The following is a 19,573-nucleotide window of genomic DNA, read 5'->3' as shown; positions in this document are numbered from 1 at the left end:
GACGAAGGCCCGGTACCCCGCGAGGGGCCGGGCCTTCGTCGCGCACCGGTCCGTGGACCGCCGTCAGGTCACGGCCGGCCGGCGAACGGCATGGAGCCCGAGTAGCGCATCGACGTGATGCGCACCGTCAGGCCCGGCCGCGGGGCCTCGATGATCTGCCCGCCGCCGATGTACATCGCGACGTGGTAGATCGAGTCCGGGTTGTTCGGGTTGGTGCCCCAGAACACCAGGTCACCGGGGCGCATGTCGGCGTAGCGGATCTTGAGCACCTGCTTGTACTGGTCCCGCGAGGTCCGGTACAGCGAGACGCCCGCGGCGCTCCACGACGTCATGGTGAGCCCCGAGCAGTCGTAGCCCGGGCCCGTGCCGCCCCACACGTAGGGCGCGCCCAGTCGGGTCTTCGCGACCGCGACCGCCTTCTGCCCCTGCGACGCCGAGCCGCGCGAGACCCCGGTGCCGAGGCCGTACCGGTCGGTCGGCGTGGGCGCCGGCGCGGGCGTCGTGGGCCGCGGGGCGGGGGTCGTCGGGTTCGGGGCCGGCGTGGTCGGGTTCGGCGCCGGGGTCGTCGGGTTCGGGGCCGGGGTCGTCGGACGCGGCGCGGGCGTCGTGGGGTTCGGCGCGGGAGTCGTCGGGTCGGGCTCCGGGTCGCGTGTCGGCTCCGGGTCCGGCGTGCGGACCGGCTCCGGGTCGGGGGTCTCGACGGGCGTCGGGTCCTGCTGCTCCTCGCGGCGGCGACGAGCCTCCTCCTCCTCGCGTGCGCGACGCTCGGCCTCGATGGCCGCCTGCCGCTCGCGCTCGACCTCGATGCTCGTGCTGCGCGCGGCGGCGAGCTGCTGCAGGAGCGCCTCGCGCTCGGTCTGCGCGGCGGCCTGCGCGGCGTCCGCCTGGTCGGCGAGCTCCTGCGCGTGGTCGAGCGCGGACTGCGCGTCGTCCTGCGCGCGGGACGCGGTCGCGGCGGCGTCGCTCGCCGTGCCGGCCAGCGTGCTCGAGACGAGCCGGGCGGCCTGGTAGCCCTGCACGGCCGAGTCGGCCTTGCGGGTGATCTGGTCCATCGCGGAGGTCCGACGAGCGACGTCGGCGAAGCCCTCGGCGGACAGCAGGGACTCGACGAGGTCGGCCGACCCGCCGGACCGTGCGACCTGCCGGGCGATCGCGACGAGCTCGCGGCGCGCCCGCTCGGCGTCCTCGGCGGCCTGGTCGGCGCGCTCCTGGGCGTCGTCGGCGGTCTGCTGCGCGGCCTGCGCGTCGCTCATGGCCTGCGTGTACGCCTCGCCGGCCTGCTGGACCTGGAGGGTCGCCGTGTCGGACTCGGCGGACAGCTGCGCGAGGCGGATCTCCATCTCGGCGACGGACCGCTCGGCGCGGCCGACGGCGGCGCGTGCGTCGCGCACGTCCTGGTCGCTGGGGCCCGTGGGGTCGGCGACGGCGCCGGGCGCGCTGACGAGCAGCGCCGCGATCGTCGCGACCGTGAGCGCGCCTGCGCCGCGCGCTCGTCGTCCTCGTCGCTCCACCTGGTGCGTGCCCTTCGTCGTGCCGATGTCTCGCCGTTCCCGCCCGGGTGCCGGTGATGTCCGGTCCGGCGCGTTCGTACCGATGTCATCGGCACGTCCGCCCACGGCCGTGACCTCGACGGTGAGGTCCGTGTTCTCGGACGGTACCCACGCGTGCCACAGAAGTGAACTCCAGTCACAAGAGTCACTCCTTTCACAGCAGTCACATCCGGGACGAACCCGACAGATGCGACGGGATGCGTCCACCATCTGAGACGTAGGTCCCGACCAGCACCGCGACGGACGGAGATGAGACGGCCATCCCACATGGCAAGACGGCCGTTTTGCGGCGCGGACGCAGCCCGTAGCCTCGGCCCATGCTTCGTCGAATGTGTCGCTGACCAGCGCACGTTCGGCATGCCTGCGGGCAGGTCGCCGCCCGGACCTCGCTCCGGCCCGACGACGCCCCGCACCAGCCCGTCTCGACCGTGCGCCACTCCCCCCTCCGCGGGTCGGACGTCGGCTGCCCGAGCTCCCCGCGGACCCACCCCGCCACAAGGAGCCAGCAGTGAGCAACGAGAACTGGAACTTCGAGACCCGCCAGATCCACGCCGGCCAGACCCCCGACGCGGCCACCGGCGCCCGCGCCCTGCCGATCTACCAGACCACGTCCTACGTGTTCCCGGACGCCGGGACCGCCGCCGCGCGCTTCGCCCTCCAGGACCTCGGCCCGATCTACACGCGCATCGGCAACCCCACGCAGGAGGTCGTCGAGAACCGCATCGCGTCCCTCGAGGGCGGCGTCGGCGCGCTCCTCGTCGCGTCCGGCCAGGCCGCCGAGACGTTCGCGATCCTCAACGTCGCCGAGGCCGGCGACCACGTCGTCGCGAGCCCCTCGCTCTACGGCGGCACGTACAACCTGCTGCACTACACGCTGCCCAAGCTGGGCGTCGAGACGACGTTCGTCGACGACCCGCACGACGCCGAGGCCTGGCGCGCCGCGATCCGCCCCAACACCAAGGCGTTCTTCGCCGAGACGATCCCCAACCCGAAGTCCGACGTGCTCGACATCGAGCTCGTCGCCGGCGTCGCGCACGAGTACGGCGTGCCGCTCATCGTCGACAACACCGTCGCGACGCCCTACCTGATCAACCCGCTGAAGTGGGGCGCCGACGTCGTCGTGCACTCCGCCACCAAGTACCTCGGCGGGCACGGCTCCGCGATCGGCGGCGTGATCGTCGACGGCGGCACGTTCGACTACGCGCAGTACCCGGACCGCTTCCCCGGCTTCAACCTGCCCGACCCGTCGTACCACGGCCTCAAGATCGCCGAGGCGCTCGGCGTCGGCTCCGCGTTCGGCGCCAACCTGTCCTACATCCTCAAGGCGCGCATCCAGCTCCTGCGCGACCTCGGCTCGGCGATCTCGCCGTTCAACGCGTTCCTCATCTCGCAGGGCATCGAGACCCTGTCGCTGCGCCTCGAGCGCCACGTCGAGAACGCCACCAAGGTCGCGCAGTGGCTCGAGGCGCGCGACGACGTGCTCGGCGTGCACTACTCGGGCCTCGAGTCGAGCCCGTGGCACGCCAACCAGGTCAAGTACGCGCCCCGCGGCGGCGGCGCCGTCCTCGCGTTCGAGATCGAGGGCGGCTCCGCGGCCGGCCAGGCGTTCGTCTCGGCGCTCGAGCTGCACTCGAACGTCGCGAACATCGGTGACGTGCGCTCGCTCGTCATCCACCCCGCCTCGACCACGCACAGCCAGCTCACCGAGGAGGAGCAGGCGCTGTCCGGCGTCACGCCCGGCCTCGTGCGGCTCGCGGTCGGCATCGAGCACGTCGACGACATCCTGGCCGACCTCGAGGCCGGCTTCCGCGCCGCCAAGGGCGCCTGAGCACCCGGGCCGGGCGGGCGTCACCCCGGACACCCGCCCGGTCCGCACCCCGCACGGCCCGCCGTGCGACCACCCCGCCCGACGCCACCGCCGTCCCGGTGGACGGGACGCCGGGCGAGGTTCCTCCCCCTTCCGTAGATTGGCTGACCGTGTCCGACGAGAACGTGACGGCCGCTGCCGTGAGCCACCCGGCCGGCAGCGCGCACGCCCGTACCCGGACCAGCCGCGTGCCGGTCGCGGAGCGCCCCCCGGTGCCCGCCTCGGCCGCGTGGCAGGACGGCGACCCGCTCGGGCGCCGGCAGCTCGCCGACCTCGGACCGTTCGCCCTGGAGTCCGGCGGCCGCCTGCCCGCCGTGCGCCTCGCCTACGAGACGTGGGGCACGCTCGCCGAGGACGGCTCCAACGCGGTCCTCGTGCTGCACGCCCTCACCGGCGACTCGCACGTCACCGGCGACGCGGGCGACGGCCACCCCACGCCGGGGTGGTGGCAGTCGATGGTCGGGCCCGGCGCGCCCATCGACACCGACCGCTGGTTCGTCGTCGCCCCCAACGTGCTCGGCGGCTGCCAGGGGTCCACCGGCCCCGCCTCCCCCGCGCCCGACGGACGCCCCTGGGGCTCGCGGTTCCCCGTGCTGTCCGTGCGCGACCAGGTCGCGGCCGAGGTCCGGCTCGCCGACCTGCTCGGCATCCGCCGCTGGGCGCTCGTCATCGGGGCCTCCATGGGCGGGCAGCGCGTGCTCGAGTGGGCCGCGTCCGAGCCCGAGCGCGTCGAGGCGTTCGTCGCGATCGCGACGACCGCGGCGAGCTCCGGCGACCAGATCGCCAACTTCCACACGCAGCTCGTCGCGATCCAGCAGGACCCGGCGTTCCGCGGCGGCGACTACTACGACGCCGCGCCCGGCGAGGGCCCGCACCGCGGGCTCGGGCTCGCCCGGCAGATCGCGCACCAGAGCTACCGGTCCGCGTACGAGCTCGACGAGCGGTTCGGCCGCATCCCGCAGGGCGCCGAGGACCCCCTCGAGGGCGGCCGGTTCGCCGTGCAGTCCTACCTCGAGCACCACGGCGACAAGCTCGCGCGGCGGTTCGACGCGAACACGTACGTCACCCTGACCCGCACCATGCTCACGCACGACCTGGGCCGCGACCGCGGCGGCGTGGACAACGCGCTGTCGCAGATCACCGCGCGCGCGCTCGTCGTCGCCGTCGACACCGACCGGCTGTTCCCCGTCGCGCAGTCCGAGCGGATCGCCGCGCACGTCCCCGGTGCGGGGCCCGTGCGCGTCGTGCACTCCGACTTCGGGCACGACGGGTTCCTCATCGAGGAGGACCAGGTCGGCGCACTCGTCGCGGACTTCCTCGCCGAGCACGTCCGCAGCCGGCCCTGAACCAGCCGCGTCGTCGCCCCGCGCACGGCAGGATGACGGCATGACCGCGACGCTCGCCGAGGCCACGACCGCGCTGCACGACCAGTGGGAGCGCCTGCGTGCGTGGGTCGTCGACGTGGTCGACGACGCCGCCGGCTCCGGAGTCGGGGACGCCCCGTCCGTCCTCGAGGGCTGGACCGTCACCGAGCTCGTCGCGCACGTCGGGCGCGCCATGGACGCCCTCGCCGCCTGCACGCCGCTGCCCGCCGGGACCGTGCCGCTCACGCTCGCCGAGTACCTCGGCACGTACGCGGGCCGCGCCGCCGACATCGCCGACACCACGCGCGAGCTCGCCGCGCAGGTCGCCGACGACCCCGTCGCGTGGATCGACGCGCGCGCCGCCGCCGCGTTCGCGACCCTCTCCTCGCACGGGGGGACGGACGGCGTCGTCCAGGCCCGACGCGGACCCGTCCGGCTGTCCACCATGACCGTCTCGCGCGTCGTCGAGCTCGTCGTGCACGCCGACGACCTGTTCGCGTCCGTGCACCGCGTGCCCGGCGCCGGGGCCGGACCCGACCCCGTCGAGCCCGGGGCGCTGCGCCTCGTCGCCGACGAGCTGCTCGCGATCGTCGTCGCGCGCGGCGGGTGGGACCTCGAGGTCACCGACCCGCGCCGGTGGGTGCGGCTCGCCGCCGGGCGGGAGCCGTACGACGTGGACGCGCTCGCCGTCGCGCTCGCGCCGCGGTGGACCGGGGACTCGCTGCCCGACCTCGGGCGCATGCTGCCGCTGCTCTGACACGCTCGTCGTCCCGCGCTCGTCGTCCCGCGCTCGTCGCCTGCGCCCTTCGCCTGCTCGTCACCTCGCTCTTCATCCTGGGCACGGGGCGCGGGCTCGGCCACAGTGGTCGCATGGGGCAGGTCGTGGGGTCGGTCGCACTGGGGCGCGTGGTCGCCGCGATGGACGCCGAGCGCGAGCAGTGGCCGCACGCGGACGGGCTCGGCGTGTTCAGCGACGTGTACCGGCAGGTCACCGTGCTCGTCGCTCGTCGCGTCGTCGACGGCACGTTCGCGGACCCCGCGTTCGTCGAGGACCTCGACGTCCGGTTCGCCGACCTGTACCTCGACGTACCGCGGGACCTCGCCGCGCGACGGACCGTCAACCGGGCGTGGGCGCCGCTCGTCGAGCGTCGTGCGCACCCGCGGATCTGGCCCGTCCAGTTCGCGCTCGCCGGGATGAACGCGCACATCAACCACGACCTGGCGCTCGCCGTGGTCGCGACGTGCGAGGCGCGCGGGATCTCGCCCACCACGCGCGGCGTGCACGCCGACTTCGAGCGGGTCAACGACGTGCTCGCCGAGGTCGTGCGGCCCATCCGGCAGTCGTTCCTCGACCAGCGGATCGTCGCCGCGGGCGGTGAGCTGTCGCCCGTCGCGGACCTCGTGTCGAGCTTCTCGATCGACAAGGCGCGCGACGCCGCGTGGGCGAGCGCACTCACGCTGTGGCACCTGCGGGACATCGGGTTCGTCGCCGCCGCCGCGCGCGACGCGCTCGCGCGGACCGTGGGGCTCGTGAGCCGGCAGCTGCTCACCGTGTTCCCCGACCCGCTGGACCGGCCGGGCGGATGAGCCTGACGTCGTCGCGCGCGAACCGCGGGTCTCGGCGGCTACCCGTCGGTAACGTGACCGTGTGATCGCGGCCTACGCACGTGCCTTCTCGCCCGACGACCCCGTCTCCGGCCTCGAGGTCGGCGACCGACCCGAGCCCAGGACGCGCGAGCACTGGTCAGTGGTGGACGTGCGCGCCGCCGCGCTCAACCACCACGACCTGTGGTCGCTGCGCGGCGTCGGGCTGCTCGCCGAGCAGCTGCCCATGGTCCTCGGCACCGACGCGGCGGGCGTCGTCGACGGGCGCGAGGTCGTCGTCCACGGCGTCATCGGCGGTGCGTCCGGGCACGGCGTCGGACCCGACGAACCGCGGTCCCTGCTGTCCGAGCGGTACCCCGGCACCCTCGCCGAACGCGTCGCCGTGCCCACCTGGAACCTCGTCGACAAGCCCGCCGAGCTCTCGTTCGTCGAGGCCGCGTGCCTGCCCACCGCGTGGCTCACCGCCTACCGGATGCTGTTCACCACCGGCCGCGCCACCCCCGGGCAGCGCGTGCTCGTGCAGGGCGCCGGCGGCGGCGTCGCGACCGCCGCGATCCTGCTCGGCGCCGCGGCCGGGCTCGAGGTGCTCGTCACCAGCCGTTCCGACGAGCGCCGGGCGCGCGCCCTCGAGCTCGGTGCGGCCGCCGCCGTCGAGACCGGCGCCCGCGTGCCGCGCGTCGACCTCGTGCTCGAGACCGTCGGCCGCGCCACCTGGTCGCACACCATGCGCTCCGTCCGACCCGGCGGGACCGTCGTCGTCGCCGGCGCCACCTCGGGCGACCCGACCGCCGCCGAGCTCACGCGCCTCTTCTTCTCCGAGATCACCGTCGCCGGCGTCACCATGGGCTCACGCGACGACCTGCAGCACCTGCTCGCGTTCCTCGCCCGGACGGGCGTGCGCCCGCTCGTCGACACGACGTTCCCGCTCGCGCGGGCCCACGACGCGCTGCGGCGGCTCGACGCCGGTGAGCAGTTCGGCAAGATCGTCCTGACGGTCTGACGCGGTCGGGCACGAGGGGGTGGCGCGGTGGGCGACGTGACGACCGGCGGGACGGACCGCTCGTCGGCCTCCCCCGACGCCCCGCTCCCTCCCGGGCCCGACGAGCGCGCCGCGGACGTGCCCGACCAGGACGTGCCCGACCAGGACGTGCCCGACGAGGACGTCCCCACCGTCCAGTCCCCGCCCGGCACCTGGGTGCCCGACGTGCTCGGCCCCGGCTACGAGGCGCAGACCCTGTACCTCACCCCCGACGACGAGGGCGCGGTCGTCGCGACCCTCGTCCGGCACCGGCCCCCGACCGACGAGGCGCTGCGCCCCGCACGCGCCGTGCTGTACCTGCACGGCTGGTCCGACTACTTCTTCCAGACCGGGCTCGCCGAGCACTGGACCGCGCGCGGCGTCGCGTTCTACGCGCTCGACCTGCGCAAGTACGGCCGCAGCCTGCGCGCGCACCAGACCCCCGGCTACGTCGACGACCTCGAGACGTACGACGAGGAGCTCGCCGCCGCCCTCGCCGTCGTCCGCGACGAGCTCGGCGCGCACGCGCGCGTCGTGCTCATGGGGCACTCCACCGGCGGGCTCGTCGCCGCCCTCTGGGCGCACCGCAACCCCGGACGCGTCGCCGGGCTCGTCCTCAACTCCCCCTGGCTCGAGCTCCAGGGCTCCGGCCTGCTGCGACACCTGTCCAGCCCCGCCGTCGCGCAGCTCGCCCGGTTCCAGCCCAAGGCGCCCCTGCCGAACATCGACCCCGGCTACTACAACCGCACCCTGTCCGCCGCGACCGGCGGCGAGTGGACGTTCGACGAGCGCTGGCGCCCCACGCCCGCGTTCCCCGTCCGCGCCGGGTGGCTGTCCGCGATCATGACCGGGCACACGCTCGTCGCGCGCGGGCTCACCGTCGACGTGCCGATCCTCATGATGGCGTCCACCCGCACCCTCATCACGCCGCGCTGGCACGAGGACATGCGGTCCGCCGACATCGTGCTCGACGTCGAGCTCCTCGCCCGCCGCGCCGTGCAGCTCGGGCCGTGCGTCACCGTCGTGCGGATCGCCGGCGGGATGCACGACCTCGTGCTGTCCGCACCATCCGTCCGGGCGCGCGTGTACGCCGAGCTCGACCGGTGGTCCGCCGGGTACGGCTGGACCTGACCGTCCCGCGCCGGCCGCCGCCGTCAGACGTCGTCGCGGCCCGTGGCCTCCGCGAGCGTCGGACCGCCGTCGCCCAGCCGCCACGCGCGCCAGCCGTCGACCTCGACCGTCGACCCCGACGCGTACGCCGCCGCGTCCCCCGGGTCGACGAACAGCGCGCCGTCCGGCAGCAGGATCGTGCCGTCCGACTGCAGCTCCGCGACGAGCCGCTGCCCCCGCCGCTCCCGCAGCCACACCAGCGTCGCCAGCGCACGGCGACGCTTGGCCAGCATCGCGAGCTCCGGGTACGGCAGGTTCGGGTCACGCGGCTCGGGCTCGGGCGCCGCGGGAGGTGCGGGCGGGGCCGGGAGCGCCGCGGGCGCGGTCGACGTCGCCGGAGCCGGGGGCAGGGACTGCGGCCAGGCCTCCGCGGCCGCGCTCAGACCGTGCGGGTGCGGCGCCACGGGACCGACCTGGGACGCGTTCGCCGACTCGGACCCCGCGAGCGCGTCGTCGCGCCACGGCCTCGCGGGTGCGCCCGCGCCCGCGCGGTCGGTCGGTGCGACCGGGCCCGACAGCACGTCCGCGAGCGCCTCGAACAGCGGCGACACCCCGTCGCCGCGCCCGCCGTCCGGGCGGGCCGTCGCGGGCGTCGGAGCCGTGCTCGTCCCACGCGACCCCGTCGTCGAGCGCGGCGTCACCGGGATGGACGGCATCGCACCCGTCCCGACGACCGCGCCGAACGCCGTCGCGGGCTTCGCGAGGTCAGGGTTCGACGGCACGTCGCTCGTCGGCGCGTGGTTCGCCGGCGGCACGTACGGGGACGTCGTGCGGTTCGCCGGCGGCGAGTACGAGCGGGGCGCGAACGACGCCGGCGCACCCCCGCGCGGTGCCGCCGGGCCGTGCACCGACGACGACGACGAACGCGGCGCCGAGGGCGGGACGACCGCCGGGACCGCGCGGGTCTGCGCACCGACCTGCGCGCTCGGGGTGCCCGCGACCGGCAGCGCCGTCGACGAGACCGTCTCCGACGCCGGGCGGGCGTCCTTGGCCCTCGTGCTCGACCTGGTCGGGCCGGGCGTGCTCGTCATGCTCGTCGTCGGTCCGCTCGTCGTCGGTCCGCTCGTCGTCGGTCCGCTCGTCGTCGGTCCGCTGGCCGTGGGTCCGCTCGTCGTGGGTCCGCTCGTCGTGGGTCCGCTCGTCATGCTCGCCGCGACGCCGGACGCGGGCGTCGGGGCGCTCGACCGGGCGGCTCCCCGCGCGCTCGTCGTACCCGGCACGCTCGTCGGACGAGGCGGGGGCGGGACCGCAGGGATCGCCGGGACGGACGCGGACGCCGGGCGACCCCCACCGTCGCCGGCCGAAGGACCACCACCCGGGAACGCCGACGTCGAAGGCAGACCCGGCGCACCCGCACGCGGTGAGCCCACCGGCGACGGCGGACGACGCCGACCGTCCTCGTACGCCATCGCCGTCGCGAACGACGCCTCGCTCGACCGCACCAACCGCAACGCGGTCGGCTCCACCGGACGGCGCACCGTCTCGTGCCGCGCGAGCGGCGACACGTCCAGGAACCGGCGGTCGTCGACCCCGCGCACCACGCCGAGCTGCAGCACGTCCACGTGCCGGCCCGGACCACGCAGGTAACCCAGCGTGTCCGCCGCCTCCGGCGCGACCTCCGAGCACACCACCACCAGCCGCACACCCTCGCGGCGGCTCGACGTCATCCCGAACGCCACCTGCTCACGGAACGCCGCGAAGTCCACCGCGAACCGCTCCGGGTCCGCGTGGTACGCCCGCGCCAGGTCCGTCGACGTCATGCGCGACGCCGCGCCCGCGTGCCGCAGCGCCGCGACCACCGCGTCGTCGTCGAGCACCTGGACCGCCTCCAGGACCACCGCACGACCCGTCGAGTCCAGCGCCAGCAGCTCCGGCAGGTCCGCGTGGTCCGGCGCGCTCGCCCGGTACCGCACCGGGAACAGCGGCTCCCCCGCGATCGCCGCGAGATGGTGCTGCACCAGCAGCGCCAGGTCCTGCGAGAACGACGCCGGGAGCGGCTGCATCGGCTGGACGAGGCGCGGCCGGCCGTCGTCGAGCTCGAACAGAGGCATCCGTCTCGCCGGCCTTCCTGGGTCGCGCTGCGTCGTGCGTGCGGGTCGTGCTGTCGTTCGTGGTGCTGTCGTGCGTGTGGTGCTGTCGCGCGTGGTCGTGCTGGTGCGGGTAGCGGGCGGCGCGGACCGCGGCGGCCCTGCTCCCGAGCCGGACCGTCCGTCCGACCGACCGCGTGGCGGTCGTCGCGTGCATACTCTCGCATGGCCGCGAATGTCCGGTCTGTCCGCCGGACGGGTCAGGTTCCGCCGCAGGACAGGGCCGTGCGGGTGACGGCGACGACGAGGTCGGACGACGAGGCCGTGACCGCTCCCGGGCGCCATCCTGGCCCGGTCGGGCGCGGGTGTCACGTGCCGTCCACCGCGGCCCGCACCGTGTCGCGCGACACGCGCGCGGCACGCCGACGACGACGCCTGGGACACCCCGTCCGGCGCCTTGCTCGACGGCCTGCGGGACGTAGCCTCGACGACCCTCCAGTGCCCGCTCGACCATGAGCCGCGGGTGCAGCCGCGGGTGAGGCCGCGGGCGAACCGGTCAGCCGCGCGGGTCGGCGCTCTCGTCGTCGGGCCGCCCGAGAGCGGCCTCCAGCCGCTCGACCTTGCCCGAGAGCTCACCGGTGTGCCCGGGCCGGATGTCGGCCTTCAGGACCAGGCTGACGCGGTTCCCGTGCCGACCGACGGCCTCGGTGGCACGGCGGACCACGTCCATCACCTCGTCCCACTCGCCCTCGATCGTGGTGAACATGGCGTCGGTGCTGTTCGGGAGACCGGACTCACGCACCACGCGGACCGCGTCCGCGACGGCGCCCGAGACCGACTCGCCCGCGCCGAGCGGTGAGACGGAGAACGCGACCAGCATGCGTCCGACCCTGCACCCGAGCGCCGGCCCACCGCAACGCCGACCGACCGCAACGCCGACCCACCACGACGCCGGCCCACCACAACGCCGACCCACCACGACGCCGGCCCACCACGACGCCGACCCACCACGACGCCGACCGAACGCGACGCCCCCGCTCGTCGCACTCCTGGACGCGAACCCGGTGCGGCTACTCGCGCTCGACGCGCGTGACGCCACGGCCCGGGTGCCAGGCCGTGACGACGAGCCTCGTCGCCGCCTCGTCGAGGCCCGTGTGCACCACCTCGGTGACGTCGAGCGCGAAGTACGCGCCGGGCAGCGCACCGGGCGGCAGCGGGATCTCGACGAGCCGGCCGGCGAGCTTCGCGTCGCCGACCCACTGCTTCTGGTCCTGCGGCGGCTCGAGCGTCGGCGAGTGGATCGCGACGCGCGGGTCCCGCAGCACGTCCTGCAGCTTGCGCGACGCCGGCATCATGCCGAGCGTCACGTCGTCGCCGATCTCCAGCTCCGTGCCGGAGATGCGCGGCGAGCCGTCCGCGCGCAGCGTCGCGAGCGTCTTGTTGGTCCCCGAGCCGAACACCCTCTCGACCACCTCGGCCAGCTCCGGCGCCTCGCGCCGCACGTCCACCCATCGCACTCGTGCACCCATCCCGCCATCACACCGCCGACCACTGACATGCGCGACGACGACGAGCCACCACGCGGCGCGAGTGACGCCTGACGCCTGCTCGTCCACAGATCTCGACAGACGCTCCACCGGGCTTGCATGGTCGCTAGTGTCGTACACGTGTTCGATTCGCCGGGAGTGTCCGAATCGGGTGACGGAGCGGGACGCGCCGTCACCCCCTCGGCGCTGCCGGCACGCAGCCGCGGCGAAGGCCTCGCGCCCGACCAGCTGCTCGTCGAGCTCGAGCGGGTGCGCGCCCGGCTCGCGACCCTCGCGGCGGCCGCCGGGCGAGCCGACGACTGGTCCGGCCCCCAGCGCGCACGGGCACTGGGGACGCTCGACCGCATCGCGGCGCTCGTGACAGTCGTCCGCTCACCCGTGCTCGCGGCGCAGCAGTCCGCCGCCGCCGCGGTCGGCGCCCAGCGCGAGTTCGCGGACACCCGCGCGCGGCTCACCGGCTCGACGCGGTGGCAGGTCGCCGGGCAGGTGCGGTCCGCCGAGGCACTGACCCGCCTGCCCGCGGTGCGCGACGCGATGACCGAGGGCGTCGTGCGCGACGGGCACGTCGACGTCCTCGCGCGCACGCTGGAGCAGGCACCGGCGGCGGTCGCCGAGGCGTTGCGCGCCCCGCAGGGCCAGGCGGCGGTCATCGAGCTCGCCCGCGGGGTCGACGCACGCGAGTTCGGCCGCACCCTCACCGCCTGGGTCGCGGAGCAGGACGACGACCACCTCGAGGACCAGCGGGCCGCCCAGCACCGCGCGCGCTTCCTCGTCCTGACCCACGCGCCGGACGGCACCCACCTGCGCGGTCGCCTCGACCCCGTCGCGGGTCGCCTTCTGCAGCGTGCCCTCGACGCCACCGGCCACCGTCCGGACGAGGACCGCACTCCCGAGCAGGCGCGCGCCGACGCCCTGACCGCCCTCGCCGCCCACCCCTCCACGGCCGCACCCCTGGCCGTCGCACCTCGAGCGACGACGCCGGGCGCCGTTGCACGCGGGCCGCAGACGCCGGACGCCGTCCGGCTCGGAGCGCCGACCCCGGGCACCTCCGTCTGTACGGCGCAGGACACTGCGCCGGCGCGCGCGACGTCCGGGGTCGCAATCGCCGGCATCGCGTCCACGAGCGAACCGAGCACCGGCGCGCCCGCCGGGGTTCCGGGGGCGCCCACCTCCACCGCAGCGAGCGACGCTTCGGCAGCCGGCACGGCGCGCGACGCCTCGTCGTCGTCCTCGATACGGCAGGTCCAGACCGTCGCCGATTCTCTCGACGAGGTCCGCGGTGACGGCGAGCGTCCGCAGTCCGCCGACGGGTCGCACGGTGCCGGGCGAGCCGTCCCCCACGTGTCGCTGCTCGTGCCGGCCGAGACGTGGGTCGAGCTCCGACGGCGCGCGGCGCGGAGACACCGACCTTCCGGCTCCGTGTCGGAGGAGCCACCGTCTCGCCCTTCGGCCACCCTCACCTTGCCACCCGCAGTGACGGACGACGGTGCGGTGCTGTCGTCGACCCAGCTGGCGACCGCGTTGTGCGACTGCGCGATGACGCGTGTGGTGATGGACGCGGCCGGCAGGCCGCTCGACGTCGGACGGACCCGACGCTCGTTCACACCAGCGCAGCGGCTCGCCGTGGTCGCGCGCGACCGCGCATGCGCCTGGAACGGGTGCTCGGTGCCACCTGCCTACTGCGAGGTCCACCACATCGCGTGGTGGCACCGCGACGGTGGCACATCAGACCTCGTCAACGCCGTCCTCCTGTGCTCGTTCCACCACCACGAGGTCCACCGGCTCGACCTCGCGGTCGAACGCCACGCCCCCACCCAGCGCGTGCTGGCCGGGCCCCGACAGCCGGATCGTGCGGTGCCCGGCCGTCCGGCCGCGCCCGAGCCCGACGCGGGTAGCCACGCGCCGAGCACCACGGGCACCACGGGCACCACGGGCACCACGGGGACCACGGGCACGACGGGGACCAGGGGGACCACGGCGACCACGGGGACCACGGGGACCACGGGGACCACGGGGACCAGCGTTGTCGTCCTCACGCCATCCGGGGTCGGGTCAGCAGGGGCGCGCTACACGTTCCGGACCCGGTCGGGTCGCGCGTACAACGCTCCCGCCCCACCGGGTGCTGCCGGCGCGGTCGCCCGGGGCCACACGGGCAACGCGGCACTGCTCGCGGACACGGAAGCGACGCGTCAGAGCGCGGCAGTCCCCTGAGAGAACGGCTGGCCCGGGTCGGAGCGACATCGCCCGCCTCCCGCCGACAGCATCCTGGCCGCCACCGCGGGTCACGACATCCCGACGTGACGAACAGCGCGCCGGCCCACCCGGGCCCGACAGACGCGGCACCGCGGTCAGCTCAGGCCGGAGCGGGGTCGGCGGAGTCGTGGGTCACCGTGGTGGCGCGTGAGCCGAGGCGGGAGGCCAGGAGCTCCGCGAGGTGCAGGCCCTCGACGCCGGCGAGCTGGTCGGCCTGCGTGCGGCACGAGTAGCCGTCGGCGAGGTAGATGTCGCCGGGGGCGGCGGCACGGAGGGCCGGCAGCAGCGAGTTCTCCGCGACCGCGACCGAGACGTCGTAGTGGCCCTTCTCCATGCCGAAGTTCCCCGCGAGCCCGCAGCAGCCGGCCATCGCGGAGAACGTCGCCCCCGCGTCGGTCAGGAGTCGGCGGTCGGGGGTCCAGGTCATCACCGAGTAGTGGTGGCAGTGCGGCTGGACGACGGCGGTGACGTCGGACAGGTCGGGCACCTGCCAGCGGTCGCCCGGGCCGATCGGTGCGGGCGCCGTGAGCAGCTCGGCGAGCGTGCGGGTCTCGCGGGCGACGGCGACGGCGCGCGGGTCGTCGGGCAGGAGGTCACGCAGGTCGGAACGCAGCACGGCGGTGCAGGACGGCTCGAGCCCCACGATCGGGATGCCGTTCACGGCGAACGGCCCGAGCACCTCGAGCAGGTGCTCGAGCTGGTGCCGGGCACCCTCGAGCTGGCCCGTGCTGATCCACGTCAGACCGCAGCACGCCTGGTGGTCCGGCACGAGGACCTCATACCCGGCGTCCCGGAGCACGGCGACGGCGGCCCGAGCCACCTTCGGTGCGAGCGCGTCGCTGAACGAGTCGGTCCACAGGAGCACACGCGGCCGCGCACCGCCGTCGGCGCCGACACCCGACGAGGCGGGCGGCGCGGTCGACGCGGCGGCAGGCGTCGACGTCGAAGCGCGCTGCGGGGTCGAGGACGTGGGCGTCGTCGAGGCGGTTGGCGTGCTCGGCGCGGCAGCCGGCGCGCTCGACGAGCCAGCCGGCGTGCTCGACGAACCAGCCGGCGTGCTCGACGAGCCGGCTTGCGTGCTCGTCGAGTCGGAGTGCGGGGTCGACGACGCAGCCTGCGTCGTCGGGGCAGGCGCCAGCGCGGCCGCGGAGGACGAGGGGGTGCGGGTGACCTGGGCGGCGCCCTCGCGGCGCACCCAGCGGCGGAAGGGCTCGTCGGCGAACGCGACCATCCTCCGGCGGGTGTCCATGCCACCGGCGGCGAGGACGATCTTGGCGATCGGGCGGACGCCGAGGACGGCGTTGACCAGGGGCGCGATGCCGGGCAGACCGGTGATCAGGCGCGCCCACCGCGGGAGCCAGCCGAGCGCGTAGTGGTTCACCGGACGCAGCCTGCGGCGGTATGTACGGTGCAGCACCTCGGACTTGTACTGCGCCATGTCGACGCCCGCAGGGCAGTCCGACGAGCACGCCTTGCAGCTCAGGCACAGGTCGAGGGCCTCGTGCACCTCGGGCGACGACCAGCCGCGCGACACGAGCGAGCCGTTCGCCATCTCCTGGAGCACGCGGGCGCGACCGCGCGTCGAGTCCTTCTCGTCCTTCGTCGCGAGGTACGAGGGGCACATGAACCCGCCCGCGGCGGTGGAGTCGGCGCGGCACTTGCCGACGCCGACGCAACGGTGGACGGCCGTGGTCATGTCGCCGGCGTCGTGCGCGAAGGAGAAGCCGCTGGTCGCGGGCAGCGGGCGCGCGGCGGGGCGGCGCAGGTCGGCGTCGACCGCCGCGGGGCGGACGAGCACGCCGGGGTTGAGCAGGCCCTTCGGGTCGAGCAGCGCCTTGAACTGCCCGAACACCCCGATGGCGCGCGGCGAGTACATGACGGGCAGCAGCTCGGAGCGGGCGCGGCCGTCGCCGTGCTCACCGGACAGCGAACCGCCGTGGGAGGCGACGAGCTCGGCGGCGTCCTGCATGAACGCGCGCAGCGGGTCGCCCGAGCGCTCGAGCGGGATGTCGATGCGCAGATGGACGCACCCGTCGCCGAAGTGCCCGTACGCGAGGCCGTCGACCCGGTGCCGGGCCATGAGCGCGTCGAGGTCGCGCAGGTACCCGCCGAGCTTCTCGGGCGGGACGGCAGAGTCCTCGAACCCGGGCCACGCCTGCTCGCCCGACGGCGTGCGACCGCCGAGACCGGCGCCGTCCTCGCGGATGCGCCACATCGCGGTCGCCTCGGGCCCGGGCGGGAACAGGCCGACGGCCGGGGTGCCGGCGTCGGCGGCCAGGGCGCGGGCGCGGTCGAGAGCCTCGTCGAGCGTGTCACCGCCGACCTCCACCATGAGCCACCCCGCGCCGGGCGGCAGGTCGGGGACGGCTGAGGCGCCGCGGACGCGTCGGACCACGTCCACGAGCCGCGCGTCCATGCCCTCGATCGCGATCGGCCGGTGCGCCAGGAGCGCGGGCACGGCGTCGGCGGCAGCGGGCATGTCCGGGTAGCCGAGCACGACGAGCACGGGCGCGGCCGCGACCGGGACGAGCCGGAGCTTGGCCTCGAGCAGTGTGCCGACGGTGCCCTCGGTGCCGACGAGCGCTTTCGCGAGGTCGGTGCCCCTCTCGGGCAGCAGGTGCTCGAGCGAGTAGCCGGACACCTGGCGGCCGAACCGGCCGAGCTCGGTGCGCAGGAGGTCGAGGTTGCCGCGCACCAGCTCGGGCAGACCGGGGACGACGTCGAGCGCGCCCTCGCCGGAGCGCGCCCCGATGCGTCGACCCGTGCCGTCGACGAGGTCGAGAGCGAGGACGTTGTCGGCGGTCCGGCCGTAGGCGACGGCGCGGGGTCCGCACGCGTTGTTGCCGATCATCCCGCCGAGGGTCGCGCGGGTCCACGTCGACGGGTCCGGGCCGAACCGCAGCCCGTGCGGCGCGGCGGCCTTCTGGAGCGCGGCCATGATGACGCCCGGCTGGACGCGCGCCGTGCGCTCCTCGGGGTCGACCTCGAGGATGCGGTTGACGTGCCGCGAGAAGTCGAGGACCACCCCGGGTCCGACGGAGTTGCCCGCCACCGACGTGCCCGCGCCGCGCGCGGTGATCGGCGCACCCGCCGCGCGGGCGACCGCGAGGGCCGCCTCCACGTCGTCGGTGTCCTGCGGGAACACGACGACCTGCGGGACCACCCGGTAGTTCGACGCGTCGGTCGAGTACTCGGCGCGGCGGCGGGACGAGTCGTCGACCGCGCCGCGCACCGCGGACCGGAGCTCGGAGACGAGCGCTCGGACGTCGTCGGTCCCCGCACGCGTGTCGTCGGCCACAGCAGTCACGGGGGGCATCTTCGCACCACCGCGTCCGGGCGTCCCGGGACCACCCGAGGACCGGACGCCAACCCCGGCACACCACGACGACGAGCTCGAGATCGACCCCGGAGCAACGACGAGCTCGAGGTCGACCTCACCGACCGACCAGGAAGCGACGACGAACGCGGCGCCGAGTCCCGAGCGACGACGCGTGGCACACGGGTCCGGGGTCGACCGGCCCGAGACCAGCGGGCCCAGGGCAGGGCCCGGCAGGACGGGCGGGACCAGGCAGGCGGGCGGGGCCAGGCAGGCGGGGCCAGGCAAGACGGGCGTGGCCAGGCGGGACGGGGCGGGGGCGGGCGGGACGGGCGGGCCCCGCAAGGCGGACGGGGCCAGGCGGGCCGAGCGGCACTGGCCAAGACGGGCGGGGCTGGGCAGGACGGGCGGGCCGGCGGGTCAGGCCGGGTCGAGGCCCTGGACCGGGGAGACGTAGCGGCGGACGCAGGCCCAGGAGTCGAGGGCGAAGCGATCCGTGCCGAGGCCGACCTCGCGACCGCCGAGGCCGCCGCGGTGGGTCACGTGCGTGACCGAGCCGGGGGCAAGCCCGAGGCCCCGGCACCGGCGACGCATCGCGGTGTCGAGGTCGATGCGGACAGCCCTGGCAGCGTCGCCCGGTGTCCCCTCGGCGAGGTCCACGCCCGCGACGGTACGGGGCGGACGAGTCGCCGGTCTGGGCCGGAGGTCCTCCGAGGAACCCGGCCCAGACCGGCGAAACCGCAGGTCAACGCGCGCAAGGCCAGACGGACAGCACCTCACACGGGCGGACCACCCGACACACGCATCCGAACCGACGGCAACCCCAGCCGACGGCAACCCGAACCGACGCCAACCCGAACCGACGGCAACCCGAGCGCACGGCAACCCGAGCGCACGGCAGACCGCGCCGAGTCCGGCCAGGGCGAGTTGCTACCCCTGCGACCGGCGCAGCCAGGCGACCGGCGCAGCCAGGCGACCGGCGCAGCCAGGCGACCGACAAACCCAGGCAGCCGGCACAGCCAGACGACCGGCGCGGGGTGGCAGGGCGGGCCAGGACGGGCGACATGGCCGAGCCGTAGGCAGGACCGGACAGTCAGCGGCCCGCCGAGCGCGGCGGCACGGTGCCGCAGGTGCGGCTGGGCCAGCGCAGGGCGAAGCCGTCGACAGGGTCCGTCAGGCGAGGGCGGCGTCGAGGGTGATCTCGGTGCCGGTGAGGGCCTTGCTCACGGGGCAGGTGGCCTTGGCGCTCTCGGCGGCGGCGCGGAAGCCGTCGGCGTCGAGGCCCTCGACCTGGCCGCGCACGGTGAGCGCGATGCCGGAGATGCGGAAGCCGCCCGCGGGGTCGGGACGCAGGGTGACGTCGGCCTTCACGTCGAGTGCGACGGGAGTGCCGCCGGCCTCGCCGATGAGTGCGGACAGCTGCATCGCGTAGCAGGACGAGTGCGCCGCGGCGATGAGCTCCTCGGGGCTGGTGACTCCACCGGCCTCGTCGGCCGCGCGGCGCGGGAACGAGACGTCGTAGGCACCGGCGCCGGAGCTCGTGAGCTCGACGCGGCCGCCGCCGTCGGCGAGGGTCCCCTGCCAGGAGGTGTGGGCGCTGCGCGTGGGCATGGAGTGCTCCTTCGTCGTGGACGTGGACGTGCACCGGCGGCCGCGGTCGGGTGCGGTCGGCGGGTGTGCCGGGTTCGCGACGCCGCGCATCGGGCGACGTCCTGGGCCCGGCTCGTCCACGCTAGGCGCGGCGACGGCCGGCCGCAGCCGGGCGGCCACGCCTCGGACGCCGCGGGGCGCCGTGAGCGGCCCATGGCGGCTGGCCGCTCAGGGACCGACGAGCTCGTGGCCTCGGGGACGACGAG

General features: G+C 75.5%; 14 protein-coding genes. 7 read left to right on the top strand and 7 right to left on the bottom strand.

The window, feature by feature from the left end; all coding sequences use genetic code 11:
* Positions 1-68: 68 nt before the first annotated feature.
* Positions 69-1,511 (bottom strand): C40 family peptidase, encoded by a 1,443-nt coding sequence (locus F1D97_RS05390; RefSeq protein ID WP_236122772.1) that lies wholly within the window; start codon positions 1,509-1,511, stop codon positions 69-71.
* A gap of 547 nt (positions 1,512-2,058) precedes the next feature.
* Between F1D97_RS05390 and F1D97_RS05385 the strand changes: the two genes are divergently transcribed.
* From F1D97_RS05385 to F1D97_RS05360, 6 genes are all read left to right on the top strand, one after another.
* The gene (locus F1D97_RS05385) at positions 2,059-3,378 is read left to right on the top strand and encodes a bifunctional o-acetylhomoserine/o-acetylserine sulfhydrylase (RefSeq protein WP_236122771.1); all 1,320 of its coding nucleotides are present in this window, start codon (positions 2,059-2,061) and stop codon (positions 3,376-3,378) included.
* A gap of 149 nt (positions 3,379-3,527) precedes the next feature.
* Positions 3,528-4,763, top strand: a complete 1,236-nt coding sequence (metX, locus tag F1D97_RS05380; RefSeq protein ID WP_449727693.1) for a homoserine O-acetyltransferase MetX — start codon at positions 3,528-3,530, stop codon at positions 4,761-4,763.
* A gap of 40 nt (positions 4,764-4,803) precedes the next feature.
* Complete coding sequence (locus F1D97_RS05375) at positions 4,804-5,538, top strand: maleylpyruvate isomerase N-terminal domain-containing protein (protein WP_236122769.1); 735 nt, start codon at positions 4,804-4,806, stop codon at positions 5,536-5,538.
* 113 nt (positions 5,539-5,651) lie between these two features.
* Positions 5,652-6,368 (top strand): DUF5995 family protein, encoded by a 717-nt coding sequence (locus F1D97_RS05370; RefSeq protein WP_236122768.1) that lies wholly within the window; start codon positions 5,652-5,654, stop codon positions 6,366-6,368.
* Positions 6,369-6,429: 61 nt separating this feature from the next.
* Positions 6,430-7,386: a zinc-binding dehydrogenase gene (locus F1D97_RS05365; RefSeq protein ID WP_236122766.1), complete on the top strand. Its 957-nt coding sequence runs from the start codon at positions 6,430-6,432 to the stop codon at positions 7,384-7,386.
* 132 nt (positions 7,387-7,518) lie between these two features.
* Positions 7,519-8,535, top strand: a complete 1,017-nt coding sequence (locus F1D97_RS05360) for an alpha/beta hydrolase (RefSeq protein WP_396022579.1) — start codon at positions 7,519-7,521, stop codon at positions 8,533-8,535.
* Between the two features lie 23 nt (positions 8,536-8,558).
* Here F1D97_RS05360 and F1D97_RS05355 read toward each other — a convergent pair whose 3' ends face one another.
* The 3 genes from F1D97_RS05355 to F1D97_RS05345 all read right to left on the bottom strand — a co-directional run bounded on the left by F1D97_RS05355 (position 8,559) and on the right by F1D97_RS05345 (position 12,130).
* Positions 8,559-10,625 carry a restriction system modified-DNA reader domain-containing protein gene (locus F1D97_RS05355; RefSeq protein ID WP_236122765.1) on the bottom strand — a complete coding sequence of 689 codons (2,067 nt, stop codon included), beginning with the start codon at positions 10,623-10,625 and terminating at the stop codon, positions 8,559-8,561.
* 532 nt (positions 10,626-11,157) lie between these two features.
* Entirely contained in the window at positions 11,158-11,481 is a 324-nt protein-coding gene (locus tag F1D97_RS05350; protein WP_236122764.1) for an MTH1187 family thiamine-binding protein, read from the bottom strand.
* A gap of 190 nt (positions 11,482-11,671) precedes the next feature.
* Positions 11,672-12,130 carry a pyridoxamine 5'-phosphate oxidase family protein gene (locus F1D97_RS05345; protein ID WP_236122762.1) on the bottom strand — a complete coding sequence of 153 codons (459 nt, stop codon included), beginning with the start codon at positions 12,128-12,130 and terminating at the stop codon, positions 11,672-11,674.
* Between the two features lie 138 nt (positions 12,131-12,268).
* Here F1D97_RS05345 and F1D97_RS05340 point away from each other — a divergent pair, with 138 nt between their 5' ends.
* Positions 12,269-14,359, top strand: a complete 2,091-nt coding sequence (locus F1D97_RS05340) for an HNH endonuclease signature motif containing protein (protein ID WP_236122761.1) — start codon at positions 12,269-12,271, stop codon at positions 14,357-14,359.
* A 142-nt stretch (positions 14,360-14,501) separates the two neighbouring features.
* Here the strand turns inward: F1D97_RS05340 and F1D97_RS05335 are convergent, their stop codons facing one another.
* The 3 genes from F1D97_RS05335 to F1D97_RS05320 form a co-directional block, all read right to left on the bottom strand.
* Positions 14,502-17,717, bottom strand: a complete 3,216-nt coding sequence (locus F1D97_RS05335) for an FAD-binding and (Fe-S)-binding domain-containing protein (protein WP_236122760.1) — start codon at positions 17,715-17,717, stop codon at positions 14,502-14,504.
* Positions 17,718-18,137: 420 nt separating this feature from the next.
* Complete coding sequence (locus F1D97_RS05325) at positions 18,138-18,377, bottom strand: FeoA family protein (RefSeq protein WP_236122757.1); 240 nt, start codon at positions 18,375-18,377, stop codon at positions 18,138-18,140.
* Positions 18,378-18,890: 513 nt separating this feature from the next.
* On the bottom strand, positions 18,891-19,328 hold the full coding sequence (locus F1D97_RS05320; RefSeq protein ID WP_236122756.1) for an OsmC family peroxiredoxin: 438 nt from the start codon (positions 19,326-19,328) through the stop codon (positions 18,891-18,893).
* Between the last annotated feature and the right edge of the window lie 245 nt (positions 19,329-19,573).

Source organism: Cellulomonas palmilytica (genome assembly GCF_021590045.1).
GTDB classification, from domain to species: domain Bacteria; phylum Actinomycetota; class Actinomycetes; order Actinomycetales; family Cellulomonadaceae; genus Cellulomonas; species Cellulomonas palmilytica.
This window is presented reverse-complemented; position numbering and strand designations above follow the sequence as displayed.

Coding starts and splice junctions, on each gene's coding strand:
- F1D97_RS05375 (WP_236122769.1), top strand. CDS start 4,804: ATGACCGCGACGCTCGCCGAGGCCACGACCGCGCTGCACGACCAGTGG.
- F1D97_RS05370 (WP_236122768.1), top strand. CDS start 5,652: ATGGGGCAGGTCGTGGGGTCGGTCGCACTGGGGCGCGTGGTCGCCGCG.
- F1D97_RS05355 (WP_236122765.1), bottom strand. CDS start 10,625: ATGCCTCTGTTCGAGCTCGACGACGGCCGGCCGCGCCTCGTCCAGCCG.
- F1D97_RS05350 (WP_236122764.1), bottom strand. CDS start 11,481: ATGCTGGTCGCGTTCTCCGTCTCACCGCTCGGCGCGGGCGAGTCGGTC.
- F1D97_RS05345 (WP_236122762.1), bottom strand. CDS start 12,130: ATGGGTGCACGAGTGCGATGGGTGGACGTGCGGCGCGAGGCGCCGGAG.
- F1D97_RS05335 (WP_236122760.1), bottom strand. CDS start 17,717: ATGCCCCCCGTGACTGCTGTGGCCGACGACACGCGTGCGGGGACCGAC.
- F1D97_RS05320 (WP_236122756.1), bottom strand. CDS start 19,328: ATGCCCACGCGCAGCGCCCACACCTCCTGGCAGGGGACCCTCGCCGAC.